The sequence below is a fragment of the Limosilactobacillus pontis genome (assembly GCF_002940945.1).
In the GTDB taxonomy this organism is placed as follows: domain Bacteria; phylum Bacillota; class Bacilli; order Lactobacillales; family Lactobacillaceae; genus Limosilactobacillus; species Limosilactobacillus pontis_A.
The window spans coordinates 221,039-238,269 of record NZ_PNFV01000001.1 but is presented as its reverse complement, the minus strand read 5'-3'; the positions used below and the strand labels follow the sequence as shown (position 1 = coordinate 238,269).

Genomic DNA, 17,231 nt, shown 5'->3' with positions numbered 1-17,231 from the left:
GGAGTTTATTATGAAAAAGGCAGAACGTCAGGAGAAGATTCGAGAGATCATCTCAGCGGAAAGTGTCGAACGCCAGGAAGACTTGGTGAAACGCCTGAACGAATTGGGGCTGTGTGTTACGCAGGCGACGATCTCACGAGATATTAAGGAGATGCAATTAGTTAAGATCCCGGCAGAAAACGGTGGTTATCGTTATGGATTGCCGGCATACCACCGGCAGAGTGATGAGCATCAGTTGATGGATGTCCTCAAAGACAGTTTGTTAAAGCTCAAGCGCAGTGATCGTTTCCTTGCGCTGGCGGTTCACCCGGGAAATGGACCGGTGGTTGCTGTGCTATTGCGCCGGGTCGACTATTCAACAATTTTTACAACTATTGGGGATGACGCCAGCGTATTGATTGTCTGTGTTTCGGCGGACGCGGCCGTACAGCTAGAGCAAAAGTTGAATGAATTAGCGAATATTTAAGGCGGTGAGCATGTGCTGCAAGAATTGACAATTGATAATCTGGCAATCATCAAGCACCTGACCCTCGATTTTGCCAACCAAATGACGGTGCTAACCGGGGAAACTGGGGCCGGTAAGTCGATCATTATCGACGCTGTTGGTCTCCTCGCTGGCGGACGGGGCTCGCAGGAGTATATCCGGCGAGGGAAGGATAAGCTGAGCCTGCAGGGCCAGTTTGCCATTCCTGATGATCCAGCTATGAGTGACCTCCTGGATTCGATGGGGATTGACCACGCAGATGGAATGCTGATTATCTCACGGGAGATCCACCGCAATGGTCGCAACATCATCCGGGTTAACGGGGAACTGATCAACACGACGATGCTGCGTAAGATTGGTGCCCACCTGGTGGATATCCAGGGACAAAACGAGCACCAGCGACTGATGCAGCCGGAAACTCACCTAGGGATGCTGGACCAGTTCGCTGGGAGTGCGGTGGCCCCGTTGTTGACTAAATATCAAGAACACTATCGGGACTATGTCAAGCTCAAGGCGGCGGTTAACCGGAAACAGGCTAATGAGCAGCAATGGGCCCAGCGTTTGGACATGCTTCGTTATCAGGTTAAGGAGATTGGCGCGGCCAACCTAAAGCCCAACGAGGAGGATGATCTGACCAGCGAACGGGATCGGCTGGCCCACTTCCAGCAGATCAACAACGCCCTCCAGCAGGCGGTAACCACTTTTAATGAGGGCGAGGCACCCGTTCTTGACCAGATCGCTACCGTAATGGATGCGATCAACGGGATTGCGGACTTTGATGATGCCTATGATCAGTTGAGCAAGTCCTTAAATGATGCTTATTATGCCCTTCAGGATGTGGCCAATGAGGCAGGTCAGCAGCTCGATCTTCTCGAGTTTGATGATGGTCGTCTGGCTGAGATTGACCAGCGGCTGACGACAATTGGGGACCTAGAGCATAAGTACGGTGATCAGGTCAAAGATGTTCTGAATTATTACGCCAAGATTAAAGGGGAGCTCGATGAGATGGAGAGCGCTGCTGACAGTAACAGTGACCTGGAGCAGCGGTTGACCACTGCCGAAGAGGAGCTCAAAGGGCTTGGCAAGGAGCTTAGCCAGGTTCGCCAGAAGGCTGCTCACGAGCTTGCAAAACGGGTTCACCAGCAGCTTGAGGAACTTTATATGGCTAAAGCCGACTTTGAGGTTCACTTTGCCAACCATGGTTCCGACCAATTCACACCGACAGGAATCGATACGGTTGAATTCTATATTCGTACCAACCCCGGCGAGACGATGGGCCCGCTGGCCAAGATTGCCTCGGGTGGTGAGCTGTCTCGGGTGATGCTGGCCTTGAAGACTATTTTTGCCCAGAATGAGGGAGTCACCAGCATTATCTTCGATGAGGTTGATACTGGGGTCAGTGGACGGGTTGCCCAGGCGATTGCTGATAAGATTAAGCTGATCGCTGCCCATTCGCAGGTACTTTGTATAACCCACCTGCCCCAGGTGGCTGCGGTAGCTCAGCACCACTTCCTGATCAAAAAGGGCGTTCACGACAACCGGACAACAACACAGGTGACCGCATTGACAGCACACCAGCGGGTTGATGAGCTGGCCCGGATGCTGTCGGGCGAGAAAGTTACTGAATTGACCCGGGAACACGCCCAAGAATTGCTTGAAATGGCCCATTCTGGCAATTAATAAGGATACAAAAAGCACTCACAATCGGATGACGATCGTGGGTGCTTTTGTCGGTTGATGGAGGTTACAGGTTAGCGATGTAGCGGATTTGATCGAAACTAACCACGTAGGTTGTTTGCCGGCTACGGATAAGGTAACGGTGATTGGTTAATGCCTTGATCTGGCCGTAGGTGTTGACCGGATATCCTTCCGCTGTCTTCGGCATCAATTGGCAGAAGACAGACCAGCGCTCTTGGATAGCGCGTTTGATGAAAAGCTGCCGCTGCTTGCTTGGTTGGGGTGTCAAGAGCTTGACGTGGGGAACAAAAGCAGGCTCTGCAGTCATCAAGTGGTGGATTGTCCGGGTTAGGATCTGGGGTGCACGTTGAAGTAAGGTTGGTTGATTGACTTGTTGCATGGTGTTTCCTCCGAACATTTGTTTGTGATTATAGTATACGAACATCCGTTCAAAAATGCAAGGGGGAATTATCCTGGAGCAAAAGTCCGGTAGAACAGTTGATTTATCGGAAAAGTTAGTGCATTATAGTATTAATACGTTAAAATTTGATAGGGAGCAAGCAAAAGAATGGCAAATCGTGGAATGTTAATTGTCCTTTCTGGTCCATCTGGTGTCGGCAAGGGAACCGTACGAAAGGCAATTTTTGATTCGAATGATAATGATTTTCAGTACTCTGTCTCAATGACCACACGTCAGCCACGGCCGGGTGAGGTTAATGGTGTTGACTACTACTTTGTATCCAAAGAAGAGTTTGAACACGAGATTCAGACCGGGGGAATGCTTGAATATGCCAAGTATGTTGACAATTATTACGGTACCCCATTAAAATATGTTAATGAAACTTTGGATTCTGGTAAGGATGTTTTTCTGGAGATCGAAGTCAATGGTGCAATGCAGGTGCGTTCAAAGGTGCCAGATGGGGTCTTTATCTTCTTGACGCCACCAGACCTGGACGAATTGAAGCACCGCTTGATTCACCGGGGAACGGACAGTATGGAAGTCATTAATAAGCGGATCCAGAAAGCCTTTGGCGAAATCCAAATGATGCAGAACTACGATTACGCGGTTGTCAACGACGAAGTGCCCCGTGCCGTAGAGAAAATTAAGGACATTATCCGGACGGAACGGTTGCGGGTTTCGCGGGTGATGCCACGTTATCTTGAAATGTTAGGAGACTCACAGAAATGATTCTTTACCCATCAGTTGACGAATTATTAAAGCGAATTGATTCTCGTTACTCATTAGTCATGCTGGCCAGCAAGCGGGCCCACGAACTGGATACAGGTTCTGCCCCCCCTGCTGGATCACTATGAATCCAGCAAGTCCGTTGGTAAGGCGCTTGAGGAGATTTTGGCTGGCAAGGTCACTATTGATCCTAACCACACCGAGGACCTGCAGGATTAATCGCATTACTTTAGAAATAAAATTAAGGGGACTTTTCACATCGATTGTGGTCGTGAAGCGTCCTCTTTTTCTGTTCTTAAATGATATAATCAATTGAGAATAATTTGAATGGGGTGACATGATGGCAAAAATAACGGTGTATCTCTCAGGAAGCATTGCGGCCTATAAGGGGGTGACGGTGGTCCGTGGTCTGCAAAAGGCCGGGCACGAGGTCCGGGTTGTGATGACCGCGGCCGCTACCAAACTGGTAGGTCCAGCGACGTTGAATGCGTTGACCAAGTATCCGGTCCTGACCGATCTCTGGAATGACCAGGATCAGCCAATTCCTCACATTGAACTAGCTGACTGGACCGAACTGGCTCTGGTCGTACCAGCCTCGGCGGACATCCTGGCTAAGCTGGCCAATGGAATCGCCGACGATGCTGCCTCAACGACCCTGCTGGCCACGGCGGCGCCCAAGATGGTGGCCCCGGCGATGAATCGGCACATGTGGGCGGCGCCGGCGACCCAGCGGAACCTAGCCCAGCTTAAGCGCGACGGGGTTGCCGTCATCGAACCGGTGACCGGCCGCCTGGCCGAGGGTTACCAGGGACATGGACGGTTGCCGGAACCAGACCAGATCGTCTCCCGGGTCCAGGAATTTCTCCGTGCTCACGAGCTTCTCGCTGGTAAACGGGTCGTTGTGACCGCCGGGGGGACCCGGGAACCGCTCGACCCGGTGCGTTACATTGGTAACCGCTCCTCCGGCAAGATGGGGATCGCCATCGCTACGGCTGCGGCCCAGGCCGGTGCCCAGGTCACCCTGATCACTGGTCAGGTCAGTGTCCCCGTTCCCCATGATCCTAATATCAAATTAGTATCCGCCTTGACGACCGAGGAGATGCTGGTGGCGGTTCAGACAGCCTTCAAGGGGGCGGATGCCCTGGTGATGGCGGCGGCCGTAGCCGATTACCGGCCAGTTGAGGTGGCCAGCCAGAAGGTTAAAAAGACTGCCGATCACGGTGAGCGGACCCTGAAACTGACCGAAACGGTCGACATTCTGAAAACTGTGGCTGCTAGTAAGCGGCCGGGTCAGCAGGTAGTTGGCTTTGCGGCCGAGACCGAGAAGCTCCTGGACCACGCTCAGGATAAGCTGACAAATAAGGGTGCCGACATGATCGTCGCCAACAGTGTGGCGGGGCACAATGGGGCGTTTGGTCAGGACGATGACCAAGTCACTATTCTTCAGCCGGGAGAGAAACCGGAAAGGTGGCCGCGAATGGCTAAAACCGCGGTTGCTCAGCGGTTGATCACTCAGTTGGCCGCAAAGATGAAGTGAGGTGGATTAGATGGCAGAACTGGCACAGGTTGTTGTTGACGTGCCGACAATGCAGACAAACCAGCCCTACACTTACCTGGTGCCGGCGCCACTTGAAAAGCAGCTTCAGGTAGGGATGCGGGTGGCCGTACCCTTCGGTAATGGTCACCGACAGGTTCAGGGCTTCGTGGTTGGCTTCACGGAGCACACCGATTATGCAGGGGAACTAAAGCCGATTGCGGCAGTGATGGATCTTCAGCCGGTGGTGAACGCTGAACTGCTCAACCTCAGTAAGTGGCTGGCTGATACCACCTATTCATTCTGGATCTCCTGCCTGTACACCATGCTGCCCAACATGCTCAAGTCGAAGAGTCAGCGCTTTGTCCGGGTGATTGACGAGATTGACGAACAGACCTACTTTGACCTTTTTCATGGTAAGGACCAGTGTGACCTGGCCGAATTGCAAAGCGACCCAGCCAAGGTTAAGCAGCTGCTGAAGCTTCAGCGGGAGAAGAAAGTTGAGATCACCTATCAGGTAACCGATCGGGCCCGTGCCAAGACTGTGACCGGAATCACGCCTCTGCTGGACTTTGAACAGCTTGAGGATGCCCGGGCGTCACTACACCCAAACGCCCATGCGCAAAACCGTCTACTGTCGTATCTGCAGAGCATCATCGGCCAGACCGTTAAGCAAACCGACGCCGAACAACGGGCCCAGCTGCGTGCCGGGACCTTTAATCAGGGAGCCAAGAAGGGCTGGCTGAAGAAGGTATCAGTTGAGGTTTATCGCAACCCTTACGCCCAGCCGGTCGACGATAATCACCTGGAAGCCCCCCTGACCCTGAATTCCGATCAAAAGCGGGTGGTCAAGACTGTTGACCAGGCGATCGATGACCAAAAGAGTCAGATTTTTCTCCTCCAGGGGGTCACGGGCAGTGGGAAGACTGAGGTTTACCTGCAAACGATTGCTCGAGCCCTGAAAAATGGCCAGACCGCTCTGATGTTAGTGCCGGAGATCTCGTTGACCCCGCAGATTGTCAACCGGGTTCGCCGCCGATTCGGTTCCCAGGTGGCGGTCCTGCACAGTGGCCTTTCCAACGGCGAACGCTATGATGAATGGCGGCGGATCAACCGTGGGGATGCCCGAGTGGTGGTCGGCGCCCGATCTGCGGTCTTTGCTCCTTTAGAAAACATCGGGGTAATCATCCTTGATGAGGAGCACGAAACCAGCTACAAGCAGGATGATATGCCCCGTTACCATGCCCGTGAGGTGGCCAAGTGGCGGAGCAGGTTCCACCATGCCCCATTAATCCTTGGTTCAGCTACCCCGAGCTTGGAGAGTCGGGCCCGGGCACTGAAGGGGGTCTATAAATTGCTGCGCTTGCCCCATCGGGTAAACCAACAGCCCTTGCCGCCGATCGAAGTGGTCGATATGCGGCCCGAAGTCCAACGCCGTGGGGAGAGCAACTTCTCGACCAAGCTTCTCCGGGAACTGGACTTGCGCCTCCAGCGTCATGAACAGAGTATTTTGATGCTGAATCGGCGGGGGTTCTCCTCATTTATGATGTGCCGGGACTGTGGTGAAGTCTTGAAGTGCCCCAACTGTGACATCTCACTGACCCTTCATATGGATACCCGGACGATGAAGTGTCATTACTGCGGGCATGAGGAGGCCATTCCCCAGATTTGTCCGCATTGTCACAGCCGTCATATTCGCTATTACGGGACCGGAACAGAGAAGGTGGAGCAGGAACTCCACCGGCTCCTGCCCCAGGCCCGGATTATCCGGATGGACGTCGACACTACCCGGCGCAAGGGGATGCATGAGAAACTTCTTCGCCAGTTTGGCCACCAGCAGGCCGATATTCTGCTTGGCACGCAGATGATCGCGAAGGGACTCGACTTCCCAAACGTTACCCTGGTTGGGGTGCTAAATGCGGACACCGGGCTGGGCCTGCCGGATTTCCGGGCCAGTGAGCATACCTTCGACCTTCTGAGTCAGGTGAGCGGTCGGGCCGGCCGGGCCAACAAGCAGGGCCAGGTGATCATCCAGACCTTCAATCCTGGTCACTATGCTATTAGGGACGCTCAGGCCCACGACTACGAGCGCTTCTTTCGCCATGAGATGGCCCTGCGTCACCAGGCCGGTTACCCGCCGTATTATTACACAGTCCGTTTGATGGCCAGTCACCCCACGGAGGCGCAGGCTGCGCGGGCGATGACCGCCATTCACCAGCAACTGGCGGCCGGCCTGGCTCCCTCAACAATTCTTCTGGGCCCGACGCCCCGTGCAATCGCCCGAATGAAGCGGCGCTACTACTACCAGATTGTCATCAAGTATAGGCATGATCCGCACCTTCATGACCTGCTTCAGACGATTCTGCAGGAAACGCAGCAGAAGGAATTCAAGGATGTCCAGGTCAGTATCGACCCGGACCCCCAATACTTCATGTAAACGAAAGGAAAATGACTATGTCAACATCAATTGTTTTTATGGGGACCCCACAGTTTGCCGTCCCAATTCTTCAGAGTCTGATTGACCATCCTGAGTACGACGTCAAGGCCGTGCTGACTCAGCCGGACCACCGGATTGGCCGTAAGCACGTCCTGACTGCCTCGCCAGTCAAGCAACTGGCCGTAAAGTACGGTATTGAGGTTCTGCAACCGGCCAAGCTGGCCAAGAGCCCGGAGATGGAGCGAATCATCGCGATCAATCCTGACCTGATGATTACTGCCGCTTATGGCCAATTCTTACCGACTAAGCTGCTGCAGGCGGCTAAGATTGCCGCCATCAACGTCCATGGTTCCCTCCTGCCTAAGTACCGGGGTGGGGCCCCAATCCAGTACGCAGTCATCAACGGTGACCGGGAAACCGGAATTTCGATCATGTACATGGTTAAAAAAATGGATGCCGGGGATGTGATCGCTCAAGAAGCCATCCCAATTGAAAAGGATGACGATGCCGGGACGATGTTTGACAAGCTCAGTATCCTTGGTCGCGATCTCCTGCTCAAGACCCTGCCCAAGCTGATTGCTGGTGATGTTCGCCCGGTTGCCCAGGATCCAGCCAAGGTGGTCTTTTCACCGAACATTTCCAGTGATCAGGAGCGGATTGACTACCGGATGACTGCTACCCAGATTGATAATAAGGTCCGGGGGTTGCGGCCGGCACCACTAGGCAACATGATTATCGACGGCCTACGGACCAAAATTTATGACGTGACCCCGTTGGATGAGAAGACCGACCGGCAAGCAGGCCAGGTCGTTCGGGCCACCAAGCACCAGTTGGTCCTGGCAGCTGGGCAGGGAACCACCTACCAGATTAACCGCCTCAAACCAGCTGGTAAGCAGGCTATGGACATCACGGCCTATCTAAACGGTCACCAGCAGCTCAAGGAAGGAGTTCAAGCAGTTACCGATGACTAATAAAATCCAATCGACAGCTCGGGCAGTTGCCCTGACGGCCCTGGAGCGGATCCGGCAGGGGGCCTACTCCAATATCGAACTTGACCAGCTCTTTCAGCGAGCAAGCTTGAAAGATAGTGACCGTCGCCTGGCTACTAACATTGTCTATGGGGTTCTTCAGCACCGATTGACCCTTGAGTACTGGTTGCACCCCTTTGTTCATCGTCAGTTGGATTCCTGGGTTGAGACCCTTCTGTGGATGTCAATCTATCAGTATCACTACCTCGACCGGATTCCAGACTGGGCAGTCACCAATGAAAGCATTGAACTGGCTAAGCAGTGGGGGAACCCCGGCACGCGCAAGTTTGTTACTGGGGTCCTTCACGCCATCCTCCGCCAGGGTTTGGCTGACCTGGATAAAATTGCTGACCCGAACCAGCGGCTAGCAACCCAGGCGAGTGTACCGGAATGGCTGGTCAAGATTTTCATCGCTCAATATGGAATGCAGGCAACTGAAGATCTCTTGACGGCGATTAACCAGCCGGCCCATGTGGCTATCCGGATCAACCAGGCTGTTACCACCTTGGAGAAGGTCAAGGCGGCCTTGGACGAGGAGGGGATCGAGTACCGGCCGAGTGTCATCGCCCCAGACGCCTTGGTGATCACCAGGGGAACGATTCTTTCCAGTAACCTCTTTGTCCAGGGGGCGATCACGATCCAGGATGAGAGTGCGATGCTGGCAGTAGACAGCATGCAGGTCCAACCCGGCGACCGGGTCCTGGACGCTTGTGCGGCCCCGGGTGGCAAGACGGTTCAAATCGCAGCCCAGCTTCGGGGTGGTCAAGTGGATGCCCTCGATATTCACCAACATAAGACCCGCCTGATTGAAAAGAATGCCCACCGGCTCCACGTCGCCGACCGGGTAGTGGCCCATACGCTGGATGCCCGCCAGGTCGACACAAAGTTTGCTGATGAGAGCTTCGACAAGATCCTGGTCGATGCCCCCTGCAGCGGGATCGGCCTTCTGCGTCGCAAACCGGAGATCCGTTATAGCAAGCGGCTAAAAGATAGCGAACAACTGCACCAAATTCAGCTGGCAATTTTGGCAGCCGTCGCGCCAAAAGTAAAAAAAGGCGGTATAATTACGTATAGCACGTGTACAATTTTGCGCCAGGAAAACGAGGGGACGATCCAAGCCTTCCTGGCTGACCACCCCGACTTTGAGCTGGTCAAGACGCTAACGACACGTCACGTTAAAGATGATCGAACTACCGCCACACTGACGATTTTGCCATCTGACTTTGGCTCCGACGGCTTCTTCATCAGTACGCTAAAGCGGATTAAGTAGAAGGGAATACAGATAATGCAAGTTGCCTATCAAACGGATATCGGTCGACAGCGGTCGCAGAACCAGGATCGGGTTGCCCAATACATTGACAAGCGTGGTAATCACCTCGTTGTGATTGCCGATGGTATTGGGGGTAATCAGAGTGGTGATGTGGCCGCTGAAATGACCATCAAACGGCTCGGTCATCGTTTTAAGGTGGACAGTCCCGCTGATCCTCTGGAGGCGATCCGGTGGTTTGCCCGGGAAGTCCAGATAATTAATGACCAGATTCTTAAAAAATCAAAAGAGAAGATTATGTACCATGGAATGGGAACGACGATGGTGGCTGCCATTATCTTCAAAAAGACGCTCGTGGTCGCTAACATCGGTGACAGCCGGGGTTATCTGCTGCACCGCAGTACAATGACCCAGGTCACGATCGACCATTCTCTGGTGAATGAGTTAGTAATTAGTGGTGATATTACCGAAGAGGAGGCTCGCAAGCTTCCGCAGAGCAACATTATTACCCGGGCAATCGGGATTTCCAAGGATGCCCAGATTGAGGTCAATCGTTTTGACTTCAACCCGGGTGACCAGCTTTTGATGTGCTCGGATGGTCTCTTTAAGACTGTCGAGAAGCGGGACATGGTGGCGGTTCTCCGTCAGCCGATTTCGCTGAAAGCCAAGTGCGTCCAGTTGGTGGATATGGCAAACGAAGCGGGTGGGCCCGATAACATCACCGTTCTAATTGGAATAAATGATGACCAGGAGGGTTGATTATGAATCCTGGAGACATAATTGGCCATCGGTATAAGATTATTCGCTCTCTAGGTGAGGGGGGCATGGCAAATGTTTATCTCGCCTACGATACAGTTTTGGACCGACAGGTATCGGTCAAGGTCCTGCGTCTTGACCTGCGTGACGATCCCAACACCAAACGGCGCTTCCGACGCGAGGCAATGTCGGCGACTAGGCTCAACGATCCCCATATTGTTGGGATCTTTGATACTGGAGAGGAGAATGGCCTCCAGTACATGGTAATGCAGTACGTTCAGGGGACTGATCTCAAGGCCTATATCAAGGACCATTACCCGATCGCTCTGCCCCAGGTGATTGACATCATGGAGCAGGTTTTATCGGCGGTTGAGGCCGCTCACGCTCATGGCATCATTCATCGGGACCTTAAGCCACAGAATATCTTAATCGATGCAAATAAAAACATTAAAATTACGGACTTTGGGATTGCTGTTGCGGTTTCCCAAAATTCTTTAACCCAGACCAATACCCTGATGGGTTCGGTCCACTACCTCTCACCTGAACAGGCGCGGGGTAGTATTGCGACGAAGAAGTCGGATATCTATTCATTGGGGATCATCCTCTATGAATTGCTGACTGGCAAGGTGCCATTCGAGGGGGAAAACGCTGTCTCGATCGCTATCAAGCACTTTCGTGAGGACATCCCCTCAGTCCGCTCAGTCAACCCTCACATTCCCCAGCCACTGGAGAATGTGGTGATCCGGGCAACCGCCAAGGACCCGATCGACCGTTATGAGAACGTTAAGCAGATGGCCGACGACTTGAAGACATCCTTGGACCCGAGTCGGGCTAACGAGCCGCGATTGGTGATTGATCATGATGATAATGACGAGACCAAGGTTTTGCCATTGGACAAACTGCCATATAATCAGAAGAATCATCAGACTAGTCAGCCAACCGGCCCCGAGCAGCCGGCAGCTAAGAAGCAGCCTGGCTTCTGGTCCCGCTACCGGCGCCACATTATGGGGGCAATTGCCCTAATTGTGGTGGCCGTAGCAGCCGGTTGCAGCTGGTGGTTCCTTCTCCGGCAGGTCATTATCCCGGACGTTGAAGGGCAGACGCCGCTTCAGGCCGAGCAGCGGTTGAAGAAGCAGTCGCTGCGGGTTGGCAATATCACCCGGGTTCACGACCAGGATGTTGCCAAAAATCATATTATTAGTATGCGGCCGGGACCGAGTGCCAAAACCCGGATTAACAGCAGTGTTGATTTAAAGGTTAGTACAGGGGTCAGCCAGATGAAGATGGGCCGGTACGTCGGTCATGATTATGCTGAGACGGCCAAGATGCTCCGACAGAAGGGGTTCCGGGTTCAAAAACGGATGGTGTATTCCGACACGGTTGATGCTGGAACAATCACCAAGCAAAACTACCGCCGGGGGACGATTATCAAGCCACGTAGCAACATCATCGATTTTGAGGTGAGTGCCGGCAAGCAGAATATCAAGATTCCGGATTTCACTAACCAAGATGTCAGCGTGGTTCAGCAGTTTGCCAACAAACACAACCTTCAGCTGACGACCCAGCAGAAGAAGTCTAAGACGGTTGCCACCAACCACGTAATCAGTCAGACGCCAAAGGCTGGGATGACGCTCAATCATGGGGACACCCTGACGGTCACGATTGCTAACTCCGGTAACCAGACTAAGACGACCAACATTCAGATCAACATTCCGTTTGACAGTAACGGTGGTCAGCGGGAGAACCGGGTCCAGGTCTATATTCGGGATGCCAACCATAATCTGACGATGGAGTATCAGGACATCACGATCAATCAGGAAACTACCATCAACGTGCCGTTTACCTTGAAAAATGGCCAGATGGGGGCCTACCGGGTGGTTCGCAACGGACGAACTATCATGAGTGCTACCAATATTACCGGATGAGAAAGCGAGGCATGTCGTGAAGACAGGAACAATTCAACAATCATTGAGCGGCTTTTATGACGTTATTGCCGATGATGGCGAAATCTATCGGACCCGGGGACGGGGAAATTTTCGCAAGCGGAAGATCAAGCCGATCGTCGGCGACCACGTGGAGTTTGAAGACGGCTACCTGCTGAAGGTCCTGCCACGCCGTAACGCGTTGGTCCGGCCGCCGGTGGCGAATATTGACGCCGCAGTGGTGGCCACTGCCGCTACCCAGCCGGATTTCTCAGCCAACCTCCTTGATCGTCAGTTAATCGCCTTGGAGCGGCAAGGGATTACGCCTTTGATCTACTTCTCCAAGACGGACCTGCTGACGAGTGATGAATATCAGAAAATTGATCAAGTGGCTACGGGATATCGGACGATCGGCTATCACGTTTTCTGCTGCCCCCAGCCGTTTGCCAAGGCACAATTGGTTCAATTGCAGGACCTGTTAACAGGTAAGATTGTGACCATGATGGGGCAGACCGGGGCCGGCAAGTCGACCCTGCTCAACCACCTGGCACCATCATTAAACCTGGCAACGGGGGAGATTTCCCAGGCCTTAAAGCGGGGCCGGCACACCACCCGGAAAGTGAGCCTGCTTGACGTTAATGGGGCCTTGATTGCTGATACACCAGGTTTCTCTTCCTATGAGGACTTTGCCGTGACGGTTACAGAATTGCCGGGCCTCTTCCCGGAGATGCGCCGTCTTTCTCCTCAGTGCAAGTTCCGTGGCTGCCTCCACATCAAAGAACCGCATTGTGCTGTGAAAGACGCCGTTGAGAATGGTATAATCATGAAGAGTCGGTATGACGATTATCTGCAGTTTCACGAGTTGATCGCCAACCAGAAACCAAACTATAAGAAATGAGGGAGTTTTAGAATGATTAAAGTAGCACCATCAATTTTGAGTGCCGACTACGTAAACTTACAGAAGGACATCGAGAAGGTTGACAAGGCCGGGGCCGAATACCTGCACATCGATGTCATGGACGGCACCTTCGTACCAAGCATTTCTTACGGACCAGGCTTCGTGAAGGCCATTCGGCCAATCACCAAGATGACCTTGGATGTTCACTTGATGGTTGAACACCCAGAACACATCCTGCCGATGTTCATTGATGCCGGGGCCGACATCATTGGGGTTCAAGCTGAAGCCACCCAGCACATTCATCGGGCCCTGCAGATCATTAAGAACGGCGGCGTTAAGGCCGAAGTAGTTATCAACCCGGGGACGCCAGTGGCAATGATTGAACCAGTCCTGCACATGGTTGACCAGGTTCTGGTCATGACGGTTAACCCTGGTTTCGGTGGCCAAAAGTTCCTGCCAGAAACGGTTGACAAGATTGCTCAACTGAATGCCATCAAGCAGGAAAAAGGCTACAACTTTGATATTGAGGTCGACGGTGGGGTCAACGACAAGACGGTTGTTGACTGCTACAAGGCTGGGGCCACGGTTGCCGTAGCCGGCTCCTACGTGTTCAATGCCGCTGATCCGGCTGAACGGGTCGAAGCGCTGCGGGACGCAACGAAGTAAATAATCAGTGACCGGTATTGGACTGGTCATAATAAATGGGGCACAACGCGGATTGCAAGTTGCGCCCCATTTGTGTACTTTCTTGAGGAAAGCGAGGAAATTGTGATGCGTGTAAATGTAATGGTTGGTGGACCACGGGAGCCGATCCCAGTCGAAACAGTTCAAGGATACCGGGATGAAACCTGGATCGGCGTTGACCACGGGGCCACTCTCCTGCTCGAATGGGGGATTACCCCGGTGGCCGCCATTGGGGACTTTGATTCCACCAATCCGACAGAGCTTGCCCGGCTTAAGACCAGTCTGGATAACATCACCGTTTATCCGCCGGCCAAGGACTTCACCGACACCCAGCTGGGGATCATGACCGCCATCAAGAATTATCAGCCAGACGAGATTGTCATCTGGGGAGCGACGGGCGGCCGGCTGGACCAGGAACTGGCCAACCTCTACCTGCCGATGCAAGATACCTTTCGTGACTACCTGCATTGCATCACGTTGGTCGACCGCTGTAACGTTGTGCGCTACTTTCGGCCTGGCACCTACGCGATCCATCGGCGGCCAGGATTTGACTACTTGGCCTTCGTCAACCTAACCCCGGTGACTGGGTTGACCCTGCCGGACGAGAAGTACCCGCTGGTCAACTGGGACAGCCCCATCCCCTTTGCCTGGTCGAGCAACCGCTTCACTAGTGCAGTCAACCACTTCTCCTTTGATACGGGCGTTGTGGCGGTGATCTGGTCCCGCGATTAGGCCGCCTTAAAGGGGATTGATCGTGACTGGGCTAGTGTCAAGGGAAAATACTTGAAAGAAAAACCTTGCACTGGCCGGGCGGCTATGGTAAATTAATTAGGTGAGTTACATCGCAACTTATTGCGTAAACGAAATAAAGATGAGAAGAGGAGGGTACCACCAATGGCTAAAGATTTTATCAACGGTAAACGGACACGCTTCGGTAACAAGCGTTCCCACGCCCTTAACTCAAGTCGTCGCAGCTGGAAGCCAAACTTGCAAAAGGTAACCATTCTGGTTAACGGCAAGCCAAAGAAGGTTTACGTTTCAGCACGTACACTGAAGTCCGGTAAAGTGACTCGGGTTTAATCAAGCAAAAATGATGTCGTCCATTATGGGCGGCTTATTTTTTATCTAATTGATCAACCCCATTAACTATTTCTCGATGGGGGTTACTTTTCTCACTTGACGTGCTATGGTAAGATGGTGTTAGCTTTATTTAGTGAGTAAGAGTAGCGCTAGACAGTGCTGACGATTTCAAAAGGAGGCCATAATAATGGCAGTAAAGATTAAAACCAAGGCGGGGACGATTGACATTGACAACGATGTAATCTCATCGGTTGTCGGTGGTGCCGCCACTGATAACTATGGGGTTGTTGGGATGGCAAGTCGAAAGCCATTACGCGATGGCGTTAACCAGATCTTGCGACGCGAGAACTTCAGCAAGGGCGTTGTCATCCGGCAACAGGATAATGGAATCACCGTCGAGGTCAACATTATCGTGAGCTACGGGACAAAGATCTCTGAAGTTTCTAAGAGTGTCCAGTCCAAGGTAAAGTATAATCTAGAATCAATGCTCGGCATCACGGCAGACGCCGTTAACGTCTGTGTCCAGGGTGTTCGTTCAATGGAAGACTAGTTGGATACGGGAGGAAAGTTAATTGGCTGTCACAGAAATTACAAATCTTGAATTTGGCAAGATGGTCCAAGCGGCCGCCGACAAGCTAAATAAGAATGCCGAATTCATTAATTCTTTGAATGTTTTTCCGGTGCCTGATGGTGATACCGGGACGAACATGGCCTCATCCATGGCCAGTGGTGCAAAGTACGAGCGGGCAGAGAACAGCACCGCGGTTGGGAAACTTAGTGCTGCCCTGGCCAAAGGGCTGCTGATGGGGGCCCGGGGTAACTCTGGGGTTATCCTGTCCCAGATTTTTCGCGGCTTTGCCAAGGCGACGACAGGCAAGGAAAAGCTGAGTGCCCAGGACTTTGTTGATGCCTACGCTAACGGGGCCAAGACGGCTTACAAGGCGGTTATGAAGCCAACGGAGGGAACTATTCTGACGGTGGTTCGTGAATCCGCTCAGGAGGGCCTCAACAAGATCAAAGAAACTAACGACCTGACCGAGATCATGCACGCCATTTATGAGTCCAGCGAGGCGGCACTGAAGACCACCCCAGACCTGCTCCCGGTTTTAAAGGAAGTTGGCGTGGTTGACTCCGGTGGTCAGGGACTTGTCTTTGTCCTTCAGGCCTTTGATGAGGCTTTGAGTGGCCGAGTTGATAAGAGTGAGGGCTACAAGCCGGATAACGCTGAGGTCGATGAAATGGTCAACGCCATGGATCACCAGAGTGTTCAAGGCAAATTGGACCCTAAGGATATTAAGTATACCTACTGCACCCAGATGCTGGTTCGCCTCGGCAAGGGGAAGGAAGTTACTCAGCAATTTGACTACGATACCTTCTACAACCACCTGGCAGAGATGGGGGACAGTCTCCTGGTCTTAAATGATGACCAGGTTGTTCGAGTCCACGTTCATACCGAGCATCCCGGTGAAGTACTATCCTGGGGACAGCAGTTTGGGGACCTTCAGACCATCGAGATCCATAACATGGTTTGGCAACAGGAAGAGATCATGGAACATGATGATGAAGAAGTGGAAACACCTGTTGAGAAGGCTAAGGAGACAGCTCCGGCCCCGGAAACGGCCGTCATTGTGGTGGCCTCTGGTGACGGAATTGCCAAACTATTGAAGAGCCTTGGTGTTACCCACATCATCAGCGGTGGCCAGACCATGAACCCAAGCACCCAGGATATCACGGATGCCATCAACAAGAGCGGTGCCAAGCAAGCCCTGGTACTGCCAGACAACGGTAACATTTTCATGACGGCCGATCAGGCAGCGGAAGTGGCTGATATTCCGACTAAGGTTGTTCATACCAAGACGATTGCCCAGGCCATGTCCGCAATGCTGGAATATAACGCGGAAGCTTCCCTGGATGACAACCAAGCCAACATGGAAGAGAACATGACCACGGTGGCTAGCGGTGAGGTTACTCACGCTATCCGGGACACGAAGATTGACGGCCAGGAGATCCAAAAAGATGATTTCCTCGGCATCGTCGACGGTAAGATTGTCGAGGCGACCCCAGACCTGCAGGAAACGGCTATCAAGATGGTCAAGCAGATGCTGGATGAGGATAGTGAGGTGGTCACGATCCTTGTCGGGGCCGACGGTGATTCGGAGACAGCTGAAGCCATTAAGGCGGCCATCCTGGATGTTGATGATGAACTGGACGTTCAGATCTATGATGGTGGTCAACCAGTCTATCCATACCTGATCTCAGTTGAATAGACTGACCTAAT

At 52.9% G+C, this 17,231-nt stretch carries 16 protein-coding genes and 1 pseudogene; 16 read left to right on the top strand and 1 reads right to left on the bottom strand.

All coding sequences use genetic code 11. The features are described 5' to 3' along the window. The first annotated feature begins 10 nt into the window (after positions 1–10). Entirely contained in the window at positions 11–466 is a 456-nt protein-coding gene (locus CK797_RS01110; protein ID WP_104687978.1) for an arginine repressor, read from the top strand. A gap of 12 nt (positions 467–478) precedes the next feature. After that, on the top strand, positions 479–2,164 hold the full coding sequence (gene recN / locus CK797_RS01105) for a DNA repair protein RecN (protein ID WP_104687977.1): 1,686 nt from the start codon (positions 479–481) through the stop codon (positions 2,162–2,164). Between the two features lie 64 nt (positions 2,165–2,228). Here recN and CK797_RS01100 read toward each other — a convergent pair whose 3' ends face one another. After that, positions 2,229–2,561 carry a hypothetical protein gene (locus CK797_RS01100; protein WP_225364999.1) on the bottom strand — a complete coding sequence of 111 codons (333 nt, stop codon included), beginning with the start codon at positions 2,559–2,561 and terminating at the stop codon, positions 2,229–2,231. Positions 2,562–2,729: 168 nt separating this feature from the next. Here CK797_RS01100 and gmk point away from each other — a divergent pair, with 168 nt between their 5' ends. The 14 genes and pseudogenes from gmk to CK797_RS01030 all read left to right on the top strand — a co-directional run bounded on the left by gmk (position 2,730) and on the right by CK797_RS01030 (position 17,220). Continuing rightward, entirely contained in the window at positions 2,730–3,350 is a 621-nt protein-coding gene (gene gmk / locus CK797_RS01095; protein ID WP_104687976.1) for a guanylate kinase, read from the top strand. Continuing rightward, a pseudogene (gene rpoZ / locus CK797_RS01090) lies at positions 3,347–3,566 on the top strand (DNA-directed RNA polymerase subunit omega). The gene gmk and the pseudogene rpoZ overlap by 4 nt, the downstream one beginning before the upstream one ends. 121 nt (positions 3,567–3,687) lie before the next feature. Beyond that, on the top strand, positions 3,688–4,884 hold the full coding sequence (coaBC, locus tag CK797_RS01085; RefSeq protein WP_181049498.1) for a bifunctional phosphopantothenoylcysteine decarboxylase/phosphopantothenate--cysteine ligase CoaBC: 1,197 nt from the start codon (positions 3,688–3,690) through the stop codon (positions 4,882–4,884). 10 nt (positions 4,885–4,894) lie between these two features. Further along, positions 4,895–7,318, top strand: coding sequence for a primosomal protein N' (priA, locus tag CK797_RS01080; RefSeq protein WP_104687974.1), 2,424 nt, complete (start codon positions 4,895–4,897; stop codon positions 7,316–7,318). Between the two features lie 17 nt (positions 7,319–7,335). Then, positions 7,336–8,289 carry a methionyl-tRNA formyltransferase gene (fmt, locus tag CK797_RS01075; protein ID WP_104687973.1) on the top strand — a complete coding sequence of 318 codons (954 nt, stop codon included), beginning with the start codon at positions 7,336–7,338 and terminating at the stop codon, positions 8,287–8,289. Beyond that, the gene (rsmB, locus tag CK797_RS01070; RefSeq protein WP_104687972.1) at positions 8,282–9,616 is read left to right on the top strand and encodes a 16S rRNA (cytosine(967)-C(5))-methyltransferase RsmB; all 1,335 of its coding nucleotides are present in this window, start codon (positions 8,282–8,284) and stop codon (positions 9,614–9,616) included. Before fmt ends, rsmB begins: the two co-directional genes overlap by 8 nt. Before the next feature lie 15 nt (positions 9,617–9,631). Then, positions 9,632–10,372 (top strand): Stp1/IreP family PP2C-type Ser/Thr phosphatase, encoded by a 741-nt coding sequence (locus CK797_RS01065; protein WP_104687971.1) that lies wholly within the window; start codon positions 9,632–9,634, stop codon positions 10,370–10,372. 2 nt (positions 10,373–10,374) lie between these two features. Then, on the top strand, positions 10,375–12,294 hold the full coding sequence (gene pknB, locus CK797_RS01060) for a Stk1 family PASTA domain-containing Ser/Thr kinase (protein ID WP_104687970.1): 1,920 nt from the start codon (positions 10,375–10,377) through the stop codon (positions 12,292–12,294). A 16-nt stretch (positions 12,295–12,310) separates the two neighbouring features. Next, the gene (rsgA, locus tag CK797_RS01055) at positions 12,311–13,189 is read left to right on the top strand and encodes a ribosome small subunit-dependent GTPase A (RefSeq protein ID WP_104687969.1); all 879 of its coding nucleotides are present in this window, start codon (positions 12,311–12,313) and stop codon (positions 13,187–13,189) included. 12 nt (positions 13,190–13,201) lie between these two features. Beyond that, positions 13,202–13,855: a ribulose-phosphate 3-epimerase gene (gene rpe / locus CK797_RS01050; protein ID WP_104687968.1), complete on the top strand. Its 654-nt coding sequence runs from the start codon at positions 13,202–13,204 to the stop codon at positions 13,853–13,855. Between the two features lie 105 nt (positions 13,856–13,960). Beyond that, complete coding sequence (locus CK797_RS01045; RefSeq protein ID WP_104687967.1) at positions 13,961–14,605, top strand: thiamine diphosphokinase; 645 nt, start codon at positions 13,961–13,963, stop codon at positions 14,603–14,605. A 162-nt stretch (positions 14,606–14,767) separates the two neighbouring features. Then, complete coding sequence (rpmB, locus tag CK797_RS01040; RefSeq protein ID WP_003713527.1) at positions 14,768–14,953, top strand: 50S ribosomal protein L28; 186 nt, start codon at positions 14,768–14,770, stop codon at positions 14,951–14,953. A 187-nt stretch (positions 14,954–15,140) separates the two neighbouring features. Beyond that, positions 15,141–15,503 carry an Asp23/Gls24 family envelope stress response protein gene (locus tag CK797_RS01035; protein WP_057806156.1) on the top strand — a complete coding sequence of 121 codons (363 nt, stop codon included), beginning with the start codon at positions 15,141–15,143 and terminating at the stop codon, positions 15,501–15,503. Positions 15,504–15,525: 22 nt separating this feature from the next. Then, positions 15,526–17,220 (top strand): DAK2 domain-containing protein, encoded by a 1,695-nt coding sequence (locus tag CK797_RS01030; protein WP_104687966.1) that lies wholly within the window; start codon positions 15,526–15,528, stop codon positions 17,218–17,220. Positions 17,221–17,231 lie beyond the last annotated feature (11 nt).